Here is a 22459-nt window from a genome sequence, read left to right on the forward strand (position 1 = left end):
TTTTCTTACATATTTTTACAAAAACTATTGCATGAATTTTCGTAAAATTGTATAATATAAAATAATTATTCCTAGTGGGAGGTTTCTCATGGTAAGATACAAATCTATATTACATCAAGGAAATCAAGAATATAGCTATATTGATCTCGAAAAAGCGGCATTAGATATGGGTGGAAACTTAGACAGTCTTCCTTATTCTATTCGCATGTTATTAGAAAGTCTGTTGCGAAAAGAAGATGGTGATGCTGTAAGAAAACATCACATAGAAAATCTAATGCACTATCAAGCTGTTAAACCGAAAGGTGAAGTGCCCTTTAAACCAAGTCGTGTTATTTTACAGGACTTTACGGGAGTACCAGTTGTTGTTGACTTGGCAAGTATGCGCGATGCAGTTGTAACAAATGGAGGAGACCCAGAGCTTATCAATCCTGAAATTCCTGTGGATTTAGTCATTGACCATAGTGTGCAAGTTGATTGTTATGGCTGTGAGACTGCTTTGAAAGAAAATATAACAAAAGAATTTTCACGTAATAATGAGCGGTATGAATTTTTGAAATGGGCTGAGCAATCTTTTGATAATTATCGTGCAGTTCCACCTGCAACTGGGATTATTCACCAAGTTAATATTGAATTCCTTAGTGATGTTGTTATTGAAAAAGACGGCATGCTTTATCCAGATTCAATGTTTGGAACAGACAGTCATACAACAATGATCAATGGAATAGGGGTTCTTGGCTGGGGAGTTGGAGGAATTGAAGCAGAAGCTGCTATGTTGGGAGAAGCCTCCTATTTTCCAATTCCAGAAGTGATTGGTGTACGCTTAGTTGGGGAATTGCCCAAGATTGCAACGGCAACAGACTTAGCTTTAAAAGTAACGCAACGATTACGACAAGAAAATGTAGTTGGAAAATTTGTGGAATATTTTGGGGAAGGACTAGCAACACTTAGTTTGGCAGACCGCGCAACAGTTGCAAATATGGCGCCAGAATATGGAGCAACCTGCGGTTACTTTCCTATTGATGAAGAGACACTTCGTTATATGCGACTAACAAATCGGAAAGAAGAACATATTGTGTTAACGAAGCTCTATGCTCAAAAGAATCATCTATTTTATGATGAAAAAGTGGAGCCAATTTATTCAAAAGTTGTTGAGATTGATTTATCCACCATTGTTCCAAGTATTTCTGGTCCCAAACGGCCACAGGATTTAATTGAATTGACAAATGCTAAGCAAGAATTTCAAGCAAGTCTTATCCGAGAAGCGGGTGTTCGAGGTTTTGGTTTGCCGAGAGAGGAATTGAGGAAAACAGCGACGGCATTGTTTGACGATTATGAAGAAGAGATTAAAACGGGTCATGTCGCTATTGCAGCAATTACTAGTTGTACCAATACCTCCAACCCATATGTCTTAATGGCGGCAGGCTTAGTAGCTAAACGTGCTGTGGAAAAAGGATTGCGTGTTTCAAAAACAGTCAAAACGTCACTTGCACCAGGCAGTAAGGTTGTTACGGCTTATTTGAAGGAGAGTGGTCTCCAAGTCTATCTGGACAAATTAGGTTTTAATGTTGTTGGATATGGCTGCACCACTTGCATTGGCAATTCTGGAAATTTGTTACCAGAAGTGGCAAAAGCAATTACGGATACGGATTTACTTGCTAGCGCTGTCCTATCAGGTAATCGGAATTTTGAAGGTCGAATCAATCCTTTGGTTAAAGCAAATTTTTTAGCTAGTCCGCCACTGGTGGTCGCTTATGCTTTAGCTGGGAATACAAATATTGATTTAACAAGTGAACCGCTTGGATATGATAGGAATGGACTACCTGTTTACTTCATGGATCTTATGCCAAATCATGATTTGGTAGCAGATTATGTACAAAAATACGTTACCAGTAGTTTGTTTAAAAAAGAGTATGAGCATGTTTTTACTGATAGTGAAAAATGGAATCAAATTCCAACGAAAAAATCGAAAATCTATCACTGGAATCAAGCCTCTACTTATATACAAAATCCTCCTTACTTTGATGGCTTGGGAGATGATACAAGCATTCAACCGTTGAAAAATCTGGCTGTTTTAGCAAAATTTGGAGATACGATTACGACAGACCATATTTCTCCAGCAGGAAATATTGCTAGAAATAGTCCAGCAGCATCATATTTAGAGGAACATGGTGTAAGCTATCAAGACTTTAATTCTTATGGTAGTCGTCGCGGGAATCATGAAGTGATGATGAGAGGCACCTTTGCCAATATTCGGATAAAAAATGAACTAGCAGCTGGAAAACTTGGTGGTTATACAAAGTATAAGGGTGAACTGATGCCGATTTATGAAGCTGCTATGTGTTATAAGAAAGAAAAAGTGGATACGATTATTTTGGCAGGTCGCGATTATGGTATGGGTTCTAGTCGTGATTGGGCAGCTAAAGGAGCAAATCTTTTGGGTGTTAAAGTGGTTTTAGCTGAAAGTTTTGAAAGAATTCACCGCTCCAATTTAGTCATGATGGGCATTCTTCCTCTTCAATATTTGGACGGCGAAAATGCTCAAAATCTTGGATTAACTGGAAAAGAAACGTTTGATATTCAATTGCCGAAAGAGCCACAGGTAGGGCAAATCATAACGGTTATTGCAAAAGAAGGCGATCGAATCACACGATTTAAAGCACGTCTTCGTTTTGATGCAGACGCGGATATTCGTTATTATGAAAATGGAGGGATTTTACCAATGGTGGTTAGAAAGAAATTGCAAGAGGTGAAACAATGACACAAAGCAATGGTTTAAAAGATACGATTGCCTGTGAGACTCGTATCAGTCAGATTATAGATGATACTCTTTCTTATGCAGGCTATAATATTTCCGAATTGATGGAGAATAATGCAAGTTTTGAAGAAGTCATTTACCTACTTTGGAATTTGCATTTGCCAACTCAGATTGAATTGAAACATTTTGTGAACGATTTACGTGCCAATTATGCCATTAGTGATGCGGTGGAACAATGTATTCTCATCCAATCGCGCAAGCATCTGCATCCAATGAGTGTATTGCGTTCTACAGTTAGTCTTTTAGGAGTTTATAATATCCATGCCGAAGAGACGTCTCTAGAAGCAACTTATGAACAAAGTATTCAATTGATGGCTAAGATTCCAACGATCATTGCAACATTTACAAGGTTGAGATTGGGACAAACTCCGATTGAACCGAGAAAAGATTTAGAATTTGCAGCGAACTTTTTATATATGTTAAATGGGCAGGAACCAACAGAATTAGAAATTCAAGCTTTCAATCGTGCTCTGGTTCTTCATGCAGATCACGAGCTAAATGCTTCAACTTTTGCAGCGCGGGTATGTGCTTCCACTTTAACCGATATTTATTCTTGTGTGACGGCGGCAATCGGCGCTTTAAAAGGGTCACTTCATGGAGGAGCCAATGAATTCGTCTTTGACATGTTAAAGGAAATTAAAGCAGAGGGCGATACGAATGCATATTTGGATCGAAAATTAGCCTCACATGAAAAAATCATGGGCTTTGGTCATCGTGTTTATAAAACACAGGATCCTCGTGAAAAATATTTGCGAGAAATGGCAGAGGAATTGACAAAGGGGACAGAAAAAGAAATTTGGTACCAGATTTCAGAAGAAATCGAACGTTATATGAAGCACACCAAGCATTTAATACCGAATGTAGATTTTTACTCAGCAACGGTTTATCATGTTTTAGGTATTGACAGTAGTATCTATACATTGATTTTTGCAATGAGTCGGATGTCTGGCTGGATTGCTCACATTCAAGAGCAACGCAAAAATAATAAGCTGATTAGACCTCGCTCTCATTATGTTGGCGCTCAAAATTTACATTATATTCCTATTGGGAGGAGATAAAATGGCAGAAAGAATTCGCCTTGTGAATAAGCAGTTGCTAGTTCCTGATAATCCCGTTGTCCCTTACATCGAAGGTGATGGAATTGGGCATGACATTTGGAAAAATGCACAGTTTGTCTTGGATAAAGCAGTGGAGATAGCTTATAAAAGCAGTAGAAAGATTTTTTGGAAAGAGATATTGGCGGGAGAAAAAGCCTTTCGTTTGACAGGAGAATGGTTGCCAGAAGAGACTTTAACGACAATCAAGCATCATTTAGTTGCGATTAAAGGTCCTCTTACAACTCCTGTTGGTGGCGGCATTCGTTCTTTAAATGTTGCCTTGCGTCAAGAACTAGATCTCTACGCTTGTGTACGTCCCGTACGGTATTTTGCGGGCGTTCCTAGCCCACTACGACATCCTGAAAAGACGAATATGACAATTTTTCGTGAAAATACCGAAGATATTTATGCAGGAATCGAATGGGAAAGTGAGTCTGATGAGGCTCAAAAAGTGATACAATTTTTGCAAGAGAAAATGGGAATTGATAAAATTCGTTTTCCGAAGACAAGTGCTATTGGCATTAAACCAATTTCACGCCAAGGAAGTGAACGGTTGATTCGTGCAGCGATCCATTATGCTCTATCTGCCAATGTAAAAAACGTAACTCTGGTTCATAAAGGGAATATCCAAAAATTTACAGAAGGTGGTTTCAGAAAATGGGGCTATGAGCTTTCAGAGAAGGAGTTTGCAAAGGAATTAGCAGCTGGGAAATTGATTGTGACAGATGTGATTGCAGATAATTTTTTACAACAAATTCTATTAAATCCTGAAAAATTTCAAGTAGTAGCTTTGACAAATTTGAATGGAGATTATGTTAGTGATGCTCTGGCTGCTCAAGTTGGTGGCATTGGTATTGCTCCTGGAGCTAATATCAATTATGAAACAGGTCATGCTATTTTTGAAGCAACGCATGGAACAGCTCCTGATATCGCAAATCAAAATAAAGCAAATCCTTGTTCACTCTTGTTGTCTGCCTGCATGATGTTTGATTACATTGGGTGGTCCGAAGCTGCGCAAGTTATTATAAAAGCGATTGAAAAAGCGTTAGCACTTCAAAAGATGACAGATGATTTTGCTAGTCAGATAGAAGGTGTTCCTGCGCTTTCAACGAGTGATTTCACTCAGGTTTTATTAGATTTTTTAGCTTAGGTTCTGATTTTTACACATGAAACAAATCGTGGGACTCTATCTTCGGATGGAGTTTTTTTAAATCCTGTGAGTGTTACTTTTTTCTCGAAATTTTTATTTTTTACAGAATTTGACTATATAAAAATCTCAAAATATGGTAAAATAGTACAGATAAAATAAGGAGAATAAAAATGGTGGCCCCGAAATATAAACGTATTTTAATCAAATTATCAGGTGAAGCTCTTGCTGGTGAGAAAGGGATCGGAATTAACATTTCAACCGTTCAAAAAATGGCAGAGGAAATCAAGGAAGTACATGATTTAGGTATTGAAATCGCCCTTGTTATCGGCGGTGGAAATCTCTGGCGTGGAGAGCCTGCGGCAGAAGCAGGAATGGATCGTGTGCAGGCTGACTACACAGGAATGTTAGGAACAGTCATGAATGCCTTGGTCATGGCGGATTCACTTCAACAAGTGGGGGTGGATACGCGCGTACAAACAGCGATTGCTATGCAGCAAGTAGCAGAACCTTATATTCGTGGACGCGCTCTGCGACACTTGGAAAAAGGACGTATCGTTATTTTCGGTGCTGGAGTTGGTTCTCCCTACTTCTCAACAGATACAACAGCTGCCCTTCGCGCGGCTGAGATTGAAGCTGATGCAATTCTTATGGCAAAAAATGGTGTAGACGGCGTTTATAACGCTGATCCTAAGAAAGATAAGACTGCGGTGAAATTTGATGAATTAACTCACCGTGACGTGATTAACAAAGGTCTTCGTATCATGGATTCAACAGCTTCAACTCTTTCAATGGATAATGACATTGACCTTGTTGTCTTTAATATGAACGAACCTGGTAATATCAAACGCGTTGTCTTTGGTGAGCAAATCGGAACAACCGTTTCAAATAATGTAGATAAAGAAGAGGAATAATTTATGGCAAATGCAATTGTAGAAAAAGCGAAAGAAAGAATGACCCAATCACATCAAAGTTTAGCGCGTGAATTTGGCAGCATTCGTGCTGGTCGTGCGAACGCCAGCCTTTTGGATCGGATTTCAGTTGAGTATTATGGAGTGGAAACTCCACTCAATCAAATCGCGTCTATCACGATTCCTGAAGCGCGTGTCCTTTTGGTGACGCCGTTTGACAAATCTTCTATCAAGGATATTGAGCATGCACTCAATGCTTCTGACCTTGGTATTACTCCTGCGAGTGACGGTACAGTTATTCGTTTGGTTATTCCTGCTTTGACAGAAGAAACTCGCCGTAATCTTGCTAAGGAAGTGAAGAAAGTCGGCGAAAATGCTAAAATTGCTATTCGTAATATCCGCCGTGACGCCATGGATGAAGCTAAAAAGCAAGAAAAAGCAAAAGAAATTACTGAAGATGAATTGAAAACACTTGAAAAAGATATTCAAAAGGTGACAGATGAAGCAGTTAAGCATATTGATGAAATGACTGCCAGCAAGGAAAAAGAATTGATTGAAGTGTAAGCTTTTCTCTATATGTAGTAAAAAATAGAAAGCAAAGAGAATGGGACAGAAATCAGTCGTTTCCTAGAAACTTGATTTTGTCGTCCCATCTCCGTAAAGTCGAGTAGGGCTGTAAAAGTTGATTGATCAATGAGTTAGAGCTCACTCAGCAGTGATTGATTAGGCACTAAAGTGCCATTAATTGTGTATGGGAAACTCTAATTGACTAAAGTCAACATAGTTTCTCCAAACTACTGCGTCTTAGAATGATAACTATATAAACAAAGGAAGCTGAACACTTTTGTTCCAGCTTCTTCTTTTGAAGTGGGAAGACATGTTTCATATCTACTTCAAACGATAGAAAGATAAAAAATGAATACAAATCTTGCAACATTTATAACAGGTCTTGTAACCGATGAAAATGATCGTTTTTACTTTGTCCAAAAAGACGGGCAAACGTATGCTTTAGCTAAAGAAGAGGGTAAGCATCAGTTGGGCGAATCGGTCAAGGGCTTTGCCTACAGCGACATGAAGCAGAAACTTCGCTTGACGACTCTTGATGTAACAGCGACCCAGACGACTTTTGGCTGGGGAACAGTGACTGATGTTCGCAAGGACTTAGGTGTTTTTGTTGACACAGGACTTCCAGATAAGCAAATTGTAGTGTCTCTTGACATTTTGCCAGAAATAAAAGAACTTTGGCCTAAAAAAGGCGACTGCCTCTATATTCGTCTGGATGTAGACAAAAAAGATCGCATTTGGGGGCTTTTAGCCTACCAAGAAGATTTCCAGAAATTAGCTCGTCCAGCTTATAATAATATGCAAAATCAAAATTGGCCGGCTATTGTTTATCGTTTGAAGTTATCTGGAACCTTTGTCTATCTGCCTGAAAATAATATGCTGGGCTTTATCCACCCCAGCGAGCGTTACACAGAGCCGCGTTTAGGTCAGGTCTTGGATGCGCGTGTCATTGGTTTTAGAGAGGTGGATCGGACTTTAAACCTTTCGCTCAAACCTCGCTCTTTTGAGATGCTGGAAAATGACGCCCAGATGATTCTGACTTATCTGGAGACCAATGGCGGCTTCATGACCCTCAATGATAAGTCAGCTCCGGAGGACATCAAGGCCACTTTCGGTATTTCCAAGGGACAGTTTAAGAAAGCTCTTGGTGGACTCATGAAAGCTGGTAAGATTAAGCAGGATGTGACTGGGACGGAGTTGGTTTGAGATACTAATCTATCTTATTTTTAAGATTTTTGATAGAATAAAAGGTATGTTAGAAAAGAAACCTCATAAAAGGAGGTCATTGTGTTAGCGATTGAAGAGATTAAAACAGTAAATGTGACAAATTTACCTAATCTGACGATTTTAAGTGGTGATGATACAGGTCAATTTGAAGCAATGAAATCACAATTTTTACGCCAAATTCGATATAATGCGGCAGATTTAAATATGGCTTATTTTGATATGAAAGAAGCTGTTTATCCAGATGTGGAGATTGATTTAGTGAGTTTGCCCTTCTTTTCTGAAGAGAAGATCGTCATTTTGGATCATTTTTTGGATGTGACAACAACTAAAAAACGCTATTTGACGGATGATGAGCTAAAATCTTTTGAGCAATATTTGGAGAATCCCGCAGATACAACGAAATTAGTCATTTTTGCGGAAGGAAAGTTAGATAGCAAACGGCGAATTGTAAAGCTGCTCAAACGGGATGGCAAAATGTTTGAAGCAACTGAGCCCAAAGAACAAGAATTACGCACCTACTTTAGTAAGCAAGTTCAAGAACAGGGGTTAGAACTTCGTTCGCAAGTTTTAGAAGAATTGCTAATTAAGTCTGGTTTCGATTTTAGTGAAATCAGCAAAAACCTAGCTTTTTTAAAGGACTATAAAAAAGATGGAATCATTACAAGTGATGACATTGCTGAAGCGATTCCAAAGACTTTGCAGGACAATATTTTTGACTTGACCCAGATGATTTTGCAGCAAAAGGTAGATGCGGCAAGAAGCCTAGTGCGCGATTTGACATTGCAAGGTGAAGACGAAATCAAGCTGATTGCGATTATGCTGGGACAGTTTCGGATATTTACGCAAGTGAAAATCCTCTTTGAAAATGGACGTAACGAAAGTCAGATTGTAGCAGACTTGTCCAGTTATTTAGGACGAAAGGTAAATCCTTTTCAAATCAAATATGCCTTACGTGATGTGCGATCTTTACAGCTTGATTTTCTAAAAAAAGTACTTGCTTGCTTGATTGAAACAGATTACCAAATCAAGTCTGGAGTTTATGAGAAAAGTTACTTATTTGACTTGGCTTTGTTAAAGATTGCTACCCACAACTTATAAGCAAATAAGTTGAAAATTTTGTAGCTCTACGTTATCATTTTCATATAAACTGAAAAAGGGGAACAAACCAATGGCAATTATTTTACCTGATCTACCTTATGCTTACGACGCTTTGGAACCGTATATTGACGAAGAAACGATGCACTTGCATCATGACAAACACCACAATACTTATGTCAATAATGTAAATGCAGCTCTGGCAAAACACCCTGAAATCGGTGAGGATTTGGAGCAACTTTTGTCAGATGTGGCAACTATTCCAGCGGATATTCGTCAAGCTGTTATCAATAACGGTGGTGGTCATCTCAACCATGCTCTTTTCTGGGAATTGATGACACCAGAAAAGACAGAGCCATCAGCAGCATTAGCAGCAGACCTTGAAGCAACATTTGGTTCATTTGATGACTTCAAAGCAGCATTTACAACAGCTGCGGCAAGTCGCTTTGGTTCAGGTTGGGCTTGGCTGGTGGTCAATAATGATGGTAAATTAGAAGTGACTTCAACTGCTAATCAAGACACACCAATCTCTGAAGGGAAAACACCAATTTTAGGAATTGATGTTTGGGAACATGCTTATTATGTGAAGTACCGCAATGTTCGTCCAGATTACATCAAAGCATTCTTCTCAGTCATCAACTGGAATAAGGTTAATGAATTGTACGCAGCAGCAAAATAAGGTGTGCAATGAGATAGAAAAAACGAATCTGATAAGGTTCGTTTTTTCTGTTATAGTAAAATTACCTATAAATTTCTTCCAAATAAAACCAGATTTGTTGTTTGAGGAAATTCAGAGAATGATCGTTTGTTCTGTCAATCACGCCAAAAACGAGATAATGATTTTTAAATAATAGCTCATAATCAATATTTTCTCCGACAATAATAATTTTTCCTCTTTGTAAAATGTCTTATCATATAAGACAATCTTCTGATGAGTAAAATCCTTAAACAGTCATTCGACATTATTGAGCAGTTTATCTTTGTAGTAATGAAAGAATGATTTTTTCGCAATGACACTCGTTACTCGTCCTTGCAAACCGTACTTCAAGATTTGGCTATCTTTTTTAGGTACGGAGGCTTTTGCAGTGATTTTAAACAGATTTCCCTGTTTTGTTTCAGTAGCAGAAGTGTCAATGCTATTAATTTTACCGATAATAGTGATTGTCTGATTTCCAATTTTTTCTAAGATAAGTCGGGAAGTTTGTCCCTTTTTTAAATTGGTCATATAGGCTGAAGGCACGTAATAGGTGATAAGAACTTCTTTTGTTTTCGTGATATCTGGATAGATCTGAGCAATTTCCGTTCCTTTGGGGAGTAAAGACTTCCCTTTGAGCGCACTGCTGATATGAAGAATCCCTGTTTCGGGAGCAGTCAGTTGATTATTTTGAAGTTGAGCATTTGCTTGGTTCAATTGATTTTGCAAATCGGTAATTTGGGTCGTAAGGCTTGTTAACTGTTGGTCTGCTATTTGGATAAATTGTGTGCGAAGTACCTCAATTTTAGTCGAAAGGCTATTATCATAGGTTGTTGCAGTTCCAGTACCAGCTTTTTGAATGTTTAGATTGGCTAGGGAAGATTTGAGGTTGGATATATTCGTATTAATCTGAGATAGGTATTGATTTGTAGTTGACGGATCAGGTTTGACTTGATATTCATTTTTATATAGGTTAAAGGTTGCTTGATGAGGATTATTTTGGGGCAAATTTGAAGCGTTGCTAGAAATGGCATGATACAGTTCATGATAATCATTCATTTGTTTTGTTAATTCGTTCATTTGATCATCAATAGCAGCAATCGTATGGTTGGTTAAAGAAGCTTGTTTACTAACTTCGGAATTATTTTTTGAAATGCCGATAGTTAAATCTTCTGATTGTTTGATAAAATTGTTAAATGTGTTGGCATAGCCAAACTCATCTTTGTCTGTAAAAAGATTTGTTCCCTGCTGTAAACTGTTCTTTAATGTTTCTAATTCTGCTTTTTGGCGCTGGTAAGTGGCAAGTTGCGTTTCAATGGCTGTTTGTTGGGAAGCTTCCATATTTTTTGTATATTGAACCAACAACTCTCCTTTGGTGACGGTCTTATTTTCAGCTAAATGATTGGTCAGAACCGTATTGTCACTGGTTGACTGAATCATGGCAATGACTTTCGTTGGTGTGATTTCGCCAATGGATTTGATAGTCACTTCTTTTTGCCCGACAAAGGAAAAGAGGACAAGAAATAGAATGAAGAATGTCAAAGGCAGAATGAGAACAGTCGCAAAGTTGTGGTATCTTCGATGATAAAATTCTGCACTTTTAAACAGATTGGGATTCATAATTTACTCCTTATTTATTAAATAGATGATAATAAAAACCTTTTCTTCCTATCAATTCAGTATGAGAACCAGTTTCAATCACTTTTCCTTGGTCGAGGACAATAATCTGATTTGTACGCTTTGAAATGCTGAGACGATGAGCAACAAAAATAATGGTTTTGTCGGGTAATTTCATGAGATTATCAATGACCTTTTTCTCTGTTAAAACATCTAATCCACTCGTTGCTTCATCTAAAATGAGAATGGGAGATTTCGTCAGCAGAGCGCGTGCAAGTGCAATTCGTTGCTTTTGTCCACCAGATAATCCAGCTCCGTCAGACAATTCTGTCTGGTATCCCAGAGGCATTTGTTCAATGTCTGAGCGGATTTCTGCAATTTCACAAGCACGAAGAATGTCTGATTAAGAAACTGCTTGATTGGCTCCTAATGTGAGGTTTTCTAGAATGGATCCGCTAAAGATGTAAGCTTGCTGAGGTAGATAATTGATGTATTGACGAAGAACTTTCTTGTCAATTGTCTTGAGGTCATTTCCATTGAGGCGGATTTGCCCTTGATAAGGCTCATAAAAATGAACAATCATCTTAGCAAGTGTTGTTTTACCCGAACCACTGATGCCGACAAGACTAATTTTATCTCCCTTCTTGATAGTCAAACTAATATCTGATAAAGTATCTCGTCCAAAGCCGTATTTATAGGAAACGTTATGGAAAGTAATGTCTCCAGCTAAGAATCTTTTCTCCGTAAGGACTTGTTTGGTTTTGAATTCGGATTCTACCAGATAAACTTCATTCAGTCGATGATTGGCAACTTTAGCTGATTGCAGTTTGGTTTGAAGATTGATCATACTTTCAAGCGGACTAGTAAAGTATGAAAGGAGAGCATTGAAAGTAATCAGTTGACCAATTGAAATCTTTTGAGACATAGCCAAAGAGGCTCCGACCCAGAGAATGACCACATTCAAAATAAATTGTGCTCCTTGTTTGAGTACTGTCTGCATAATAGAATATTTACTTAATTTGAAAGTCTTATCCAGATAATCAACAAACTCGCTATCAATCTTTTGGTAACGGCTTTCTTCGCTGGTTAAAGATTTAATGGTTTCAATTCCGTTAATATCTTCGATAATGGCAGAATTTACCATAGCATTGCTTTGCATAACATCGTTGTTCATTTTTTCAAAAGGTTTCATAAAAGCAAAAATAATGAGAGCGTAGATAGGAATTGCAAGCAAGGTGAGTAAAAAGAGATTGGCATTTTGCAGTAAAAGAACACTGCCGACAATCATCACAATGGACAAATCAAGAAAGAGAGACAGGATAGTTGAAGCTAGAGCATCAATAATGGAGTTGGCATCTGTAAAACGAGAAATAATCTCCCCAGTGCGTCTCGTCGCAAAAAAGGACATTGGTAATTCAAAAATATGCCGAATATAAGACAAAATCACATCAATTGTTAATCGTTGACTGAGCACTGTTAGCAGGTAGTCTCTTGAAAAACTCATCATTTGCTGTAAGATGTAGGCAATGATAAGCCCAATTGAAATAATCCCAAGAGTTGATTTCATCTGATTTGGGATGTATTCGTCCAAAACACCTTGCAGATAATAGGAGCCCACAATGTTGATGAGAGTCACGAGCAAACTAGCTAAGACAATATAAAAAATCAAAGAACGCTGTTTAAAGATGAGTGGTAAAAAGCTAGCAAGCTCGTTCTTCTTATCCTTATGAGGTTCATAGCTAGGTTTCGGTGCGAGAAAGATAGCAACACCAGTCCAATCTTTTGCAAATTGTTTTTTGCTAATCTTAGTTATTTTGACAGTTGGATCAGGATCACCGATAAGCAAATGCTTTTTCTCGTTTTTATAAACGACATAATAGTGCTGAAGATTGCCATTTTTGTTGATATGTACGATGAAAGGATAGGGAAGCTCTTCTGTATCAAACAATGTCATGTCTGCTTGGATTGGTCGGGTTTCAAAGCCCATTTCTTTTGCTGCTTTGACAATTCCAAGTGCAGTTGTCCCTTCTTTGTTTGTCTTTGCGAGCTCTCTCAAGTGTGCTAAAGAATAATTTGAACCATAGTATTTAGCAATGGAAGCCAGAACAGCAACACCACAATCTCTAGCATCTATTTGTGGCACAAACGATTTTTTAAAATTCACTATAATGTTTTCCTTTCGTTTTGTAATGTTATTTTCTCAAAAAGCGCAAGAAAAAGAGCATTTTAATCTTAAATGGTCGTTCTGATGTCTTAAATGGTTAAAAAATACCATTCAAGATGTGAAAGCTACCATTCAGGCTTATTTTAAATTAACTAGAATTGTTACTTTATACTGTATATATACAATAAAGGAAGTTGAAAATAATTGATGATTCTGTTTATCATATCTTGTCATTTTTTCATTCTTCCTATATAATGAGGTATATAAGTTAGGAGAAGTGCGTGAGTAAAAAGACAATAATTCTTTGTTTGCTTGGTTGCTTTATGATGTGTGGTGTGTTGGTGTTAAGTGCTGTGTACTTTGGACAAGCTAGAAAGCCACATCATACAAAGGTAGCTGCAAGTTATACTGCCAGTCAAGAAAAGAAAAAAAGTCCGTCAAAAGAGTCAAAACCAGCCACTCGTGTTCCAATAAAGAGTATGGAAGAAAAGCAGAAGGACATGGAAGCTGATTTGCCTGTAATGGGAGCTTATGGTCTGTATTATGATTATGCCAATCTAAATTTAGTTCAAGTTGTACAAGCGTATCTAGATGAGATGGGAATAGATCATTCGCAGATTGCATTTTCTTATAAGGATTTAACGAGTGGACAAACCTATGCTATGAATGAAACACAGCCAATGACAGCAGGATCAACTTACAAATTGCCATTAAATATGTTGGTCGTTGATGAGGTAGAAAAGGGAAATTTATTACTTACCGAGCGATTTGATATTACACATACCCGCTATGAATATATCGGCGAACACAATAATTACGTAGCGGCATTTAATGGGACAATGAACATTCCTGAGATGCAGGAATACTCTCTTCTCTATTCTGAAAATACACCTGCTTATGCTTTAGCGGAACGCTTAGGTGGCTTGGATAAAGCCTATACGATGTATCAGCGCTATGGAAAAGGAAAGGGCGAGATTAAGACAATCAACCAACAGAATCAAACAACGACGGATTATTACATTCAAGTGTTGGACTATCTTTGGAAATATCAGGAAAAATATAAAGATATTTTGTATTATATCGGTGAGTCTTTTCCAAATGAATACTATAAACGATATGTAAGAGACATTCCAATCTACCAAAAGCCAGGTTATGTTGCAGAGGCATTAAATGTAGACGCAGTTGTGTGTGAGGAAAAGCCTTATTTGATTGCCCTTTATACAGCAGGACTGGGAGGAACGACTTCAGAGAGTGATGAAATCAGCGGTGTTGGTATTACGCAAGTTGGGCAATTGGCCTATGTCATCAATGAATGGCATCGAGTGAATATGAATTAAGATACATATATTTATGTGGCGAAGGACATGTTGTAAAAAGAACAAATTTCAGAAAAATGTAAGGGCTCTCTTTAAGATTGAAGCCCTTTTGTGTTATAATAAGAGCAGAATGTAAAAAAAGGATCACAAGGATATCATGATTAACAAAGAGCATTATCGTTACATTAGAGAACATCCTGCTTTTAAAAATTTGCCAGTTGAATATTTTGATAAAATAGCTGTTGAGATTCAATTTCGCAAAGTGCCAAAAGGGCAAATTATTTTCTTTTCTGGAGATAAGCGAGAGCGACTTTTTTTGATTTATAAGGGCTATGTTCGGATTGAGCAGTATGATCAGACAGATTCGTTTAATTACATTGATTATGTGAAAGAAAATACCATGTTTCCTTATGGTGGCATGTTTGAAGATAAAGATTATCATTATTCTGGGATTTCTGTGACGGATTTAGAATACTTTTCGATTCCTGTTGACTTGTATGAATACTATTCCAAACAAATTATAGAGCAAATGTTATTCATTACGCATAAGTTATCAAATATTTTGCGTTTCCATGAATTACGCTTGCGAAATTCCGTTTTAGCGAGTGCGACAGAGCGAGTTATCCAAGCGATTTCAATTTTATGTATTGATTTTTGTCAAGATAGAGATGATATTCCTTTTGCCCTTAGTATGAAAGAGTTAGCCAAGTTGGGGGCGACCACTCGTGAAACAGTTAATCAAGTGTTGAAAAAATTAACAGAAGAAAACATTATTCAATATAATCGAAAGAAACTCGTCTTTTTGAATAAAGAATACTTTTTAAAGTATTTTGAAGATATGTAGAAAAGAAGGACAGAATTGCAGTCCAAAAAGCAATTTTTGGTCCTTTTTTAATTTTGAAACTTAAACATTTAAAAATATCCTCAAAAACTTCATTTGTTTCTAAAAAATAATTATTCATAAAACCAATAAAATGCATAAAATATTTATAGAAAGCGTTTTATTTTGAAATAATATTAGAATTTATTTTAAAAAAAGCAAAGGATTTGGCGTTTTAAATGTATAATTGATTGTGAAAGCGCAAACAAAAGATATTACAATATAACATGTAAATAGAACTTAAGGAAACTTAAGTCACAAAGAAAAAAGAGGAGGACATAAGATGTCTACACATCCTATTCATGTTTTCTCAGAAATAGGAAAACTGAAAAAAGTTATGCTACATCGTCCTGGTAAAGAGTTGGAAAACTTGATGCCAGACCATTTGGAACGTCTACTTTTTGACGATATTCCATTTTTGGAAGATGCTCAAAAAGAACACGATGCATTCGCAGACGCTCTACGTAAAGAAGGTATTGAAGTTCTTTACCTCGAAAAATTGACTGCTGAATCATTGACTTCTCCAGAAATTCGTAACGAATTTATTGAAGAATATCTTGACGAAGCAAATATCCGCGGAGCACAAACAAAAGTTGCTATTCGCGACATTCTTCATGGTATAGAAGACAACCTTGAGTTGGTTGAAAAGACAATGGCTGGTTTCCAAAAAGCTGAACTGCCAGAAATTCCAGCAGACGCCAAAGGTTTGACGGATTTGGTAGAATCTGACTATCCATTTGCCATTGATCCAATGCCAAACCTTTACTTCACTCGTGACCCATTTGCAACAATTGGTAATGCGGTGTCATTGAACCACATGTACTCAGATACACGTAATCGTGAAACACTTTATGGTAAATACATTTTCAAATATCACCCAGTATATGGTGGCAATGTTGACTTGGTTTATAACCGTGAAGAAACAACTCGTATCGAAGGTGGAGATGAACTCGTTCTTTCTAAAGATGTCCTTGCAGTAGGTATTTCACAACGTACAGACGCAGCATCTATTGAAAAACTTTTGGTTAATATCTTCAAGAAGAATGTTGGCTTTAAGAAAGTGATTGCATTTGAATTTGCTAATAATCGTAAATTCATGCACTTAGATACAGTCTTCACAATGGTTGACTATGACAAGTTCACGATTCACCCAGAAATTGAAGGCGACCTTCGCGTTTACTCTGTTACTTATGAAAATGAAAAACTTCATATTGCAGAAGAAAAAGGCGATTTGGCTGAATTGTTAGCTAAGAATCTTGGTATTGACAAAGTTCATTTGATTCGTTGCGGTGGCGGAAATGTAGTAGCAGCTGCTCGTGAACAATGGAACGACGGTTCAAACACTCTTACAATCGCACCAGGCGTGGTAGTGGTATATGACCGTAACGTTGTTACAAATAAGATTCTTGAAGAATATGGACTTCGTTTGATTAAGATTCGCGGAAGTGAATTGGTTCGCGGTCGTGGTGGACCTCGTTGTATGTCAATGCCGTTTGAACGTGAAGAACTTTAAGATTAGAAAGAGGAAATAATAGAATGACAAACTCAGTGTTCCAAGGACGCAGCTTCTTGGCAGAAAAAGATTTTACACGTGCAGAATTAGAATATCTTATCGGTTTAGCAGCTCATTTGAAAGATTTGAAAAAGCGCAATATTGAACATCATTACTTAGCAGGTAAAAATATTGCTCTCTTGTTTGAAAAAACTTCAACTCGTACTCGTGCAGCTTTCACAACAGCAGCGATTGACCTTGGTGCTCATCCAGAATACCTAGGAGCTAACGACATCCAACTTGGCAAGAAAGAATCTACTGAAGATACTGCTAAAGTATTGGGACGTATGTTTGATGGAATTGAATTCCGCGGATTCAGCCAACGCATGGTAGAAGAATTAGCAGAATTCTCAGGTGTTCCTGTATGGAATGGTTTGACAGACGAATGGCATCCAACTCAAATGTTAGCTGACTATTTGACAGTTCAAGAAAACTTTGGTCGTTTGGAAGGCTTGACTCTTGTCTACTGTGGTGACGGACGCAATAACGTTGCAAACAGCCTTCTTGTAACAGGTGCTATCCTCGGTGTAAATGTTCATATCTTTTCTCCAAAAGAACTCTTCCCAGCTGAAGATATTGTGAAATTGGCAGAAGGATATGCGAAAGAAAGTGGCGCACATGTCTTAATTACTGACAATGCAGATGAAGCTGTTAAAGGTGCGGATGTCCTTTACACAGACGTTTGGGTATCTATGGGTGAAGAAGACAAATTTGCAGAACGTGTCGCACTTTTGAAACCTTATCAAGTAAATATGGATTTGATTAAGAAAGCTGACAATGAAGATTTGATCTTCTTGCACTGCTTACCAGCTTTCCATGATACAAATACTGTTTATGGTAAAGATGTTGCTGAAAAATTCGGCGTTGAAGAAATGGAAGTAACTGACGAAGTATTCCGCAGCAAATACGCTCGCCAATTTGACCAAGCTGAAAACCGTATGCATACTATTAAAGCAGTTATGGCAGCAACTCTTGGAAACCTTTATATTCCAAAAGTATAATTTAAAACTAAAACCGTTTACCAACAGCTATGAGGGCTGCGACTAATAGCTTTAGTCCAGTCCTCATTTTTGATAGTGCTCGTTTCAATTTTATAAATAGGGGAAAAAGGCGATAAGATAAACAACTATGATTGCCGATGCAATCACCCTCAAAGAAATGTAGTTTGAGACATTATTATTCTAACCTCGTTCTAAAGTTTGTTATAGCTCATTAAAATGAATTGAAGCACTATAAGAAGAAAACTCTAAGGAGGCTAATTATTTATGGCAAATCGGAAAATCGTTGTGGCTTTGGGAGGGAATGCCATCCTTTCATCTGATCCGTCAGCAAAAGCACAACAAGAAGCATTAGCAGAAACAGCAAGTCATCTTGTAAAATTGATTAAAAATGGTGACGACTTGATTATCACTCATGGAAATGGACCGCAAGTTGGAAATCTTTTATTGCAACATTTAGCGGCAGATTCTGAAAAAAACCCAGCGTTTCCGCTTGATTCGCTCGTTGCAATGACAGAAGGAAGTATCGGCTACTGGTTGCAAAATGCTCTTCAAAATGCTTTACGTGAAGAAGGGATTGAAAAAGAAGTGGCTTCTGTTGTGACACAAGTCGTGGTTGATAAAAACGACCCAGCTTTCACAAATTTGAGCAAACCAATCGGACCATTCTACACAGAAGAAGAAGCAAAAGTAGAAGCTGAAAAGAGTGGAGCTACTTTCAAAGAAGATGCTGGACGTGGCTGGAGAAAAGTGGTTGCTTCACCAAAACCAGTTGGAATCAAAGAAATTGAAACCATTCGTACACTCATCAATGCAGGACATGTCGTTGTGGCTGCTGGTGGTGGCGGCATTCCTGTTATCAAGGAAGACAACGGTCATCTTGCCGGCGTAGAAGCAGTAATTGACAAAGACTTTGCTTCACAATGTCTGGCTGAATTGGTCGAAGCAGATCTTTTCATTGTCTTGACAGGTGTTGACTATGTTTATGTGAACTACAATAAACCAGATCAAGCTAAGTTAGAGCGTGTTAATGTAGCTCAGCTTGAAGAATACATCAAGCAAGAACAGTTTGCACCAGGAAGTATGTTGCCTAAAGTGCAAGCAGCGATTGCCTTTGTAAATGATCGACCAGAAGGCGAAGCGGTCATTACTTCTCTTGAAAACTTAGGTGCTTTAATTGAATCTGAAAGCGGAACGATTATTGAAAAGGGATAACAGAGTGTTATCAGTTATAAGTTTAAGACTGTAATAAAACTTTTTAAAACAATGTTAGTGTTTCCTATTTTTAGATTTGCTTTCTTTTGATCTATTTTATTGTTGTGAAATGATAATTTTTTGGGAAATTACTAGTTTTTTCCAGATGAATATGTTAAAATATAGTCAAAGGAAGCGCTTTCTGAAAATGGGATTCGGTTAAATTTTTACAATTTGTTACATTTAGGAGGAAAACAAATGAGTGAAAAAGCAAAAAAAGGGTTTAAGATGCCGTCATCTTATACCGTTTTGATGATTATCATTGCCATTATGGCAGTATTGACCTGGATTATTCCAGCTGGTCAATATGATGCTGATAAGTCTGGTAATCTAATTACAGGAACCTATAAGACTGTTGCTCAAAATCCGCAAGGGATTTGGGATGTCTTAATGGCTCCAATTCGTGCTATGCTTGGGAAAGAACCAACTTCAGCAGCGATTGACGTTTCGTTCTTTATCTTGATGGTTGGTGGTTTCCTTGGAGTAGTCAACGAAACAGGTGCTCTTGATGTAGGGATTGCTTCCATCGTGAAGAAGTACAAGGGTCGCGAAAAGATGTTGATTTTAGTCTTGATGCCTTTGTTTGCTCTTGGCGGATCAACTTATGGTATGGGTGAAGAAACGATGGCTTTCTATCCACTTCTTGTGCCAGTTATGATGGCAGTAGGATTTGATAGTTTGACTGCGGTAGCTATTATCCTTCTTGGTTCTCAAATTGGATGTTTGGCTTCTACTCTAAACCCATTTGCTACAGGTATAGCTTCTGCGACAGCAGGTGTGGGTACTGGTGACGGTATCGTTCTTCGGTTAATCTTCTTTGTTGTGATGACAGCACTTGGTACGTATTTCGTTTATCGTTATGCGGATAAGATTCAAAAAGATCCTACAAAATCTTTGGTTTATAGCCATCGCGAAGAAGATTTGAAACACTTTAATGTAGATGCAGTTGCTAATGTAGAATCCACTCTTAGCAAGAAACAAAAACAAGTGTTGGTACTCTTTGTCTTGACCTTTGTTCTTATGATTATGAGTTTCATTCCATGGACAGACTTGAACGTACATGTCTTTGAAAACTTCAACAAATGGTTGGTTGGCATTCCTGTAATTGGTAAAATTGTGGGTACATCAACTTCTGCATTAGGTACTTGGTACTTCCCAGAAGGAGCAATGCTCTTTGCAGTTATGGGTATTATCATTGGTTTTGTTTACCGCATGAAAGAAGATCGCTTCATCACTGTATTTATCAATGGTGCAGCTGATTTGCTTGGTGTTGCACTTATCGTAGCTGTTGCTCGTGGTATTCAAGTTATCATGAACGATGGTATGATTACGGCTACAATCCTTCACTGGGGTGAAGTAGGACTCAAGGGTCTATCATCTCAAGTATTCATCGTATTGACTTACATTTTCTATCTGCCAATGTCATTCCTTATCCCATCAACATCTGGTCTTGCCAGTGCAACAATGGGTATCATGGCACCTCTTGGAAAATTCGTCAATGTGCAAGCAAGCTTGATTATCACTGCTTACCAATCTGCTTCTGGTCTTTTGAACCTTGTTACTCCAACATCTGGTATCGTTATGGGGGCACTTGCTCTTGGACGTATTGATTTGGGTACTTGGTGGAAATTCGTTGCAAAATTGGTTGCAGGAATCTTTGTAGTAAGTATTCTACTTCTTATTTTAGGAACGTTCTTATAATAGGAAAATAACGAGGTGTTCTTTATGAAACAATTTTTAACCGAAGAAATTAAGTCTGATTATTTAGAATCGCTGAAAACAATCGTTTCCTACCCATCAGTTCTTAATGAAGGAGAAAACGGAACACCTTTCGGACAATCTATTCAAAACGTCTTAGAAAAAATGCTAGAGATCACTAGGAGTTTAGGTTTTAAAACTTACATTGATCCTCAAGGCTATTATGGATATGCAGAAATCGGTCAGGGAGAAGAACTCCTGGCCGTTCTCTGCCATTTAGACGTTGTTCCTGCGGGAGATTTGTCTGATTGGGAAACTCCTCCATTTGAAGCGACGATAAAAGATGGTTGGATACATGGGCGTGGGGTCCAGGACGATAAAGGTCCGTCCCTAGCTGCACTTTATGCTGTCAAAGCACTGATGGATGCGGGTGTGACATTTAACAAGCGGATTCGTTTTATCTATGGTACAGACGAAGAAACGCTGTGGCGCTGTATGGCTCGTTACAATGAGCTAGAAGAAACAGCAACACTTGGTTTTGCGCCTGACTCATCTTTTCCATTAACCTATGCCGAAAAAGGATTGCTGCAAATTAAATTGCATGGTCCTGGTTCACAAGCGCTTGCTATCGAGGCAGGAGAAGCCTTTAATGTTGTACCTGCAAAAGCAAGCTATACGGGAAATTTAGCAGATTCGTTAGAAGCAGAGTTAAAAAAAGCTACATTTGAATATGAACGGTCAGGCGATACAGTCACTGTCATCGGTGTTCCTAAGCATTCAAAAGATGCGGCTGAAGGAGTGAACGCCATTGTACGTTTGACTACAGGACTAAATCCGCTTGTTCAACACTCTGCCATTCAATTTATCGCTGAAGTAGTTGGGGAAGTTGCCACAGGCAGCCGCTTGTTTGGTGAAATTTCAGATGAGCCTTCAGGAACCTTGTCCTTCAATATCTCTGGATTAACCATAAATCCAGACAAGTCTGAAATTCGGATTGACATGCGGATTCCAGTTCTTGCAGACAAAAATAAATTAGTACAAGAATTAAGCCAAATTGCTGAAAAATATCAATTGTGTTATGAAGAGTTTGACTATCTTGCACCATTATATGTGCCGCTTGATAGTGAATTGGTCAGCACGTTAATGGCTGTCTATAAAGAAAAAACCAATGATGACAGACCTGCTGTGTCCTCTGGTGGTGCTACATTTGCTCGCACCATGCCAAATTGCGTGGCCTTTGGCGCACTTTTCCCTGGTGCTTTGCAAACAGAACATCAAGCTAATGAACGAACTGTGATTGAGGATTTGTATAAAGCAATGGATATCTATGCTGAAACGATTTATCGCTTAGCTGGAAAATAGTTAGAAGAAAGTGGGAATGAGAAGAACTTGTAAATTGCACAAGAGTTTATTTTCCACCTAACTAGCAA

16 protein-coding genes and 1 pseudogene are annotated in these 22459 nt (G+C 38.0%); 15 read left to right on the forward strand and 2 right to left on the reverse strand.

Annotated elements, in window-relative coordinates; genetic code table 11:
* Positions 1–88 precede the first annotated feature (88 nt).
* From acnA to EL087_RS02535, 8 genes are all read left to right on the forward strand, one after another.
* A complete protein-coding gene (gene acnA, locus EL087_RS02500; protein ID WP_126406676.1) occupies positions 89–2758 on the forward strand; it encodes an aconitate hydratase AcnA in 2670 nt (889 codons plus the stop codon).
* Positions 2755–3873 carry a citrate synthase gene (locus tag EL087_RS02505; RefSeq protein ID WP_126406678.1) on the forward strand — a complete coding sequence of 373 codons (1119 nt, stop codon included), beginning with the start codon at positions 2755–2757 and terminating at the stop codon, positions 3871–3873. The genes acnA and EL087_RS02505 overlap by 4 nt, the downstream gene beginning before the upstream one ends.
* Complete coding sequence (gene icd / locus EL087_RS02510) at positions 3860–5062, forward strand: NADP-dependent isocitrate dehydrogenase (RefSeq protein ID WP_182465776.1); 1203 nt, start codon at positions 3860–3862, stop codon at positions 5060–5062. The genes EL087_RS02505 and icd overlap by 14 nt, the downstream gene beginning before the upstream one ends.
* A gap of 170 nt (positions 5063–5232) precedes the next feature.
* On the forward strand, positions 5233–5973 hold the full coding sequence (gene pyrH, locus EL087_RS02515) for a UMP kinase (RefSeq protein ID WP_003028206.1): 741 nt from the start codon (positions 5233–5235) through the stop codon (positions 5971–5973).
* Between the two features lie 3 nt (positions 5974–5976).
* Positions 5977–6534 carry a ribosome recycling factor gene (frr, locus tag EL087_RS02520; protein WP_003028205.1) on the forward strand — a complete coding sequence of 186 codons (558 nt, stop codon included), beginning with the start codon at positions 5977–5979 and terminating at the stop codon, positions 6532–6534.
* A gap of 351 nt (positions 6535–6885) precedes the next feature.
* Entirely contained in the window at positions 6886–7740 is an 855-nt protein-coding gene (gene cvfB / locus EL087_RS02525; RefSeq protein ID WP_003028203.1) for an RNA-binding virulence regulatory protein CvfB, read from the forward strand.
* Positions 7741–7821: 81 nt separating this feature from the next.
* A complete protein-coding gene (holA, locus tag EL087_RS02530) occupies positions 7822–8859 on the forward strand; it encodes a DNA polymerase III subunit delta (RefSeq protein ID WP_003040195.1) in 1038 nt (345 codons plus the stop codon).
* 70 nt (positions 8860–8929) lie between these two features.
* Entirely contained in the window at positions 8930–9535 is a 606-nt protein-coding gene (locus tag EL087_RS02535; protein WP_003040044.1) for a superoxide dismutase, read from the forward strand.
* Between the two features lie 273 nt (positions 9536–9808).
* On the opposite strand, the gene EL087_RS02540 is transcribed toward EL087_RS02535, so the two are convergent.
* A complete protein-coding gene (locus EL087_RS02540) occupies positions 9809–11170 on the reverse strand; it encodes a bacteriocin secretion accessory protein (RefSeq protein WP_003040004.1) in 1362 nt (453 codons plus the stop codon).
* A gap of 10 nt (positions 11171–11180) precedes the next feature.
* Positions 11181–13331 (reverse strand): annotated as a pseudogene (locus EL087_RS02545) (peptide cleavage/export ABC transporter).
* Between the two features lie 281 nt (positions 13332–13612).
* Between EL087_RS02545 and EL087_RS02550 the strand changes: the two are divergent.
* From EL087_RS02550 to EL087_RS02580, 7 genes are all read left to right on the forward strand, one after another.
* Entirely contained in the window at positions 13613–14668 is a 1056-nt protein-coding gene (locus EL087_RS02550; protein ID WP_126406680.1) for a serine hydrolase, read from the forward strand.
* A 136-nt stretch (positions 14669–14804) separates the two neighbouring features.
* Entirely contained in the window at positions 14805–15491 is a 687-nt protein-coding gene (locus EL087_RS02555; protein ID WP_003025412.1) for a Crp/Fnr family transcriptional regulator, read from the forward strand.
* 319 nt (positions 15492–15810) lie between these two features.
* Positions 15811–17040 (forward strand): arginine deiminase, encoded by a 1230-nt coding sequence (gene arcA / locus EL087_RS02560; RefSeq protein ID WP_003037515.1) that lies wholly within the window; start codon positions 15811–15813, stop codon positions 17038–17040.
* 23 nt (positions 17041–17063) lie between these two features.
* On the forward strand, positions 17064–18080 hold the full coding sequence (gene argF, locus EL087_RS02565) for an ornithine carbamoyltransferase (RefSeq protein ID WP_003028184.1): 1017 nt from the start codon (positions 17064–17066) through the stop codon (positions 18078–18080).
* 264 nt (positions 18081–18344) lie between these two features.
* Positions 18345–19292, forward strand: coding sequence for a carbamate kinase (gene arcC, locus EL087_RS02570; protein WP_126406682.1), 948 nt, complete (start codon positions 18345–18347; stop codon positions 19290–19292).
* Positions 19293–19529: 237 nt separating this feature from the next.
* Positions 19530–21032, forward strand: a complete 1503-nt coding sequence (locus EL087_RS02575; RefSeq protein WP_126406685.1) for a YfcC family protein — start codon at positions 19530–19532, stop codon at positions 21030–21032.
* Between the two features lie 24 nt (positions 21033–21056).
* Complete coding sequence (locus EL087_RS02580) at positions 21057–22391, forward strand: dipeptidase (RefSeq protein WP_003028178.1); 1335 nt, start codon at positions 21057–21059, stop codon at positions 22389–22391.
* Positions 22392–22459: the final 68 nt, after the last annotated feature.

The organism is Streptococcus milleri (assembly GCF_900636525.1).
GTDB classification, from domain to species: domain Bacteria; phylum Bacillota; class Bacilli; order Lactobacillales; family Streptococcaceae; genus Streptococcus; species Streptococcus hominis.

Bases quoted from the DNA above. Each gene is read 5' to 3' on its own strand.
- acnA (WP_126406676.1), top strand. From the start codon at position 89: ATGGTAAGATACAAATCTATATTACATCAAGGAAATCAAGAATATAGC.
- EL087_RS02505 (WP_126406678.1), top strand. From the start codon at position 2,755: ATGACACAAAGCAATGGTTTAAAAGATACGATTGCCTGTGAGACTCGT.
- pyrH (WP_003028206.1), top strand. From the start codon at position 5,233: ATGGTGGCCCCGAAATATAAACGTATTTTAATCAAATTATCAGGTGAA.
- frr (WP_003028205.1), top strand. From the start codon at position 5,977: ATGGCAAATGCAATTGTAGAAAAAGCGAAAGAAAGAATGACCCAATCA.
- cvfB (WP_003028203.1), top strand. From the start codon at position 6,886: ATGAATACAAATCTTGCAACATTTATAACAGGTCTTGTAACCGATGAA.
- EL087_RS02535 (WP_003040044.1), top strand. From the start codon at position 8,930: ATGGCAATTATTTTACCTGATCTACCTTATGCTTACGACGCTTTGGAA.
- EL087_RS02540 (WP_003040004.1), bottom strand. From the start codon at position 11,170: ATGAATCCCAATCTGTTTAAAAGTGCAGAATTTTATCATCGAAGATAC.
- EL087_RS02555 (WP_003025412.1), top strand. From the start codon at position 14,805: ATGATTAACAAAGAGCATTATCGTTACATTAGAGAACATCCTGCTTTT.
- arcA (WP_003037515.1), top strand. From the start codon at position 15,811: ATGTCTACACATCCTATTCATGTTTTCTCAGAAATAGGAAAACTGAAA.
- argF (WP_003028184.1), top strand. From the start codon at position 17,064: ATGACAAACTCAGTGTTCCAAGGACGCAGCTTCTTGGCAGAAAAAGAT.
- arcC (WP_126406682.1), top strand. From the start codon at position 18,345: ATGGCAAATCGGAAAATCGTTGTGGCTTTGGGAGGGAATGCCATCCTT.
- EL087_RS02575 (WP_126406685.1), top strand. From the start codon at position 19,530: ATGAGTGAAAAAGCAAAAAAAGGGTTTAAGATGCCGTCATCTTATACC.
- EL087_RS02580 (WP_003028178.1), top strand. From the start codon at position 21,057: ATGAAACAATTTTTAACCGAAGAAATTAAGTCTGATTATTTAGAATCG.